This is a genomic window from Rhizobium sp. CSW-27 (genome assembly GCF_018760785.1).
Classification (GTDB): domain Bacteria; phylum Pseudomonadota; class Alphaproteobacteria; order Rhizobiales; family Rhizobiaceae; genus Neorhizobium.
The window spans coordinates 1-1,743 of sequence record NZ_JAHHZO010000053.1; the positions used below are offsets into that span (position 1 = coordinate 1).

Annotated in this window: 2 protein-coding genes; one reads left to right on the forward strand and one right to left on the reverse strand. The window is 33.1% G+C overall.

Annotation, left to right across the window (positions count from 1 at the left end; all coding sequences use genetic code 11):
• On the reverse strand, window positions 1-188 hold a 188-nt coding region (locus tag KLP42_RS27475; RefSeq protein WP_502941355.1), incomplete at its 3' end, for a plasmid mobilization protein.
• 550 nt (window positions 189-738) lie between these two features.
• Between KLP42_RS27475 and KLP42_RS27480 the strand changes: the two genes are divergently transcribed.
• Window positions 739-1,743 (forward strand): ATP-binding cassette domain-containing protein (locus KLP42_RS27480; RefSeq protein WP_215571154.1); only part of this gene is annotated, 1,005 nt, incomplete at its 3' end.

Genomic DNA, 1,743 nt, shown 5'->3' on the forward strand with positions numbered 1-1,743 from the left:
CGAGATCCCTGTGCCTTTTTCTTAACGAAAGAAGGCACACTCATATTTAAAGTTTCAGCTGACTGTTTCAACTTTAAATATTCGGATTCGCTCACACGAAAACTAATTTGTTTCGGCTCCTTACGGTTGTGTTTATGGTTTTGCCCAACAGTTTCATCGCTAGCCACAAATGTGTTTTGTTCGCTCATACATCCCACCACGCTTTCTACGAAAGATAACTCCTTAATATAATTTTACTTTACAGGGTAAAGCAAAATTAATCAAGTCGTTAAGTGGTTTGGCAAGCACTGGCTTTGCTAGCCACTCACGTGGTAGCGACGCCTGCTTGTTGGGGAATATCCCCAAGCCCCTTAGGATTTTTTCTGCGAAAAAATAAGTGGCTAATTGCTAGCCACTGTTCATTAAGTAATATAAATAAATTAAAAAAATAATTTGAGTTGAACATTGACATTTATTTGCTATTTGTTTAAGATGAATTTAATACGATAAAGGAAAGGGTGAACCAACTACATGATTAACTAATCCTATTTTCAAAAGTAAACAATTGAAAGTGTTTTATTTACAAACAGCGTTTGATTTGTGTTGTTTTCAATTGTACTTTTCAGGATAGGATGAAAATTCTGTAGTTGGCTCTAAAAGTATTTTGTTAGAGTTCATCTATATAGATTTATGCCTCCTATTCTGAATAGATTGGGAGGCTTTTATTGTCTTCAATTACTTATAAGAGGATGAGAAAATATGAAAATAATGTTAGAGGGACTTCATATAAAACATTATGTTCAAGATCGTTTATTGTTGAACATAAATCGCCTAAATATTTATCAGAATGATCGTATTGGTTTAATTGGTAAAAATGGAAGTGGAAAAACAACGTTACTTCACATATTATATAAAAAAATTGTGCCTGAAGAAGGTATTGTAAAACAATTTTCACATTGTGAACTTATTCCTCAATTGAAGCTCATAGAATCAACTAAAAGTGGTGGTGAAGTAACACGAAACTATATTCGGCAAGCGCTTGATAAAAATCCAGAACTGCTATTAGCAGATGAACCAACAACTAACTTAGATAATAACTATATAGAAAAATTAGAACAGGATTTAAAAAATTGGCATGGAGCATTTATTATAGTTTCACATGATCGCGCTTTTTTAGATAACTTGTGTACTACTATATGGGAAATTGACGAGGGGAGAATAACTGAATATAAGGGGAATTATAGTAACTATGTTGAACAAAAAGAATTAGAAAGACATCGAGAAGAATTAGAATATGAAAAATATGAAAAAGAAAAGAAACGATTGGAAAAAGCTATAAATATAAAAGAACAGAAAGCTCAACGAGCAACTAAAAAACCGAAAAACTTAAGTTTATCTGAAGGCAAAATAACAGGAGCAAAGCCATACTTTGCAGGTAAGCAAAAGAAGTTACGAAAAACTGTAAAATCTCTAGAAACCAGACTAGAAAAACTTGAAAGCGTCGAAAAGAGAAACGAACTTCCTCCACTTAAAATGGATTTAGTGAACTTAGAAAGTGTAAAAAATAGAACTATAATACGTGGTGAAGATGTCTCGGGTACAATTGAAGGACGGGTATTGTGGAAAGCAAAAAGTTTTAGTATTCGCGGAGGAGACAAGATGGCAATTATCGGATCTAATGGTACAGGAAAGACAACGTTTATTAAAAAAATTGTGCATGGGAATCCTGGTATTTCATTATCGCCATCTGTCAAAATCGGTTAT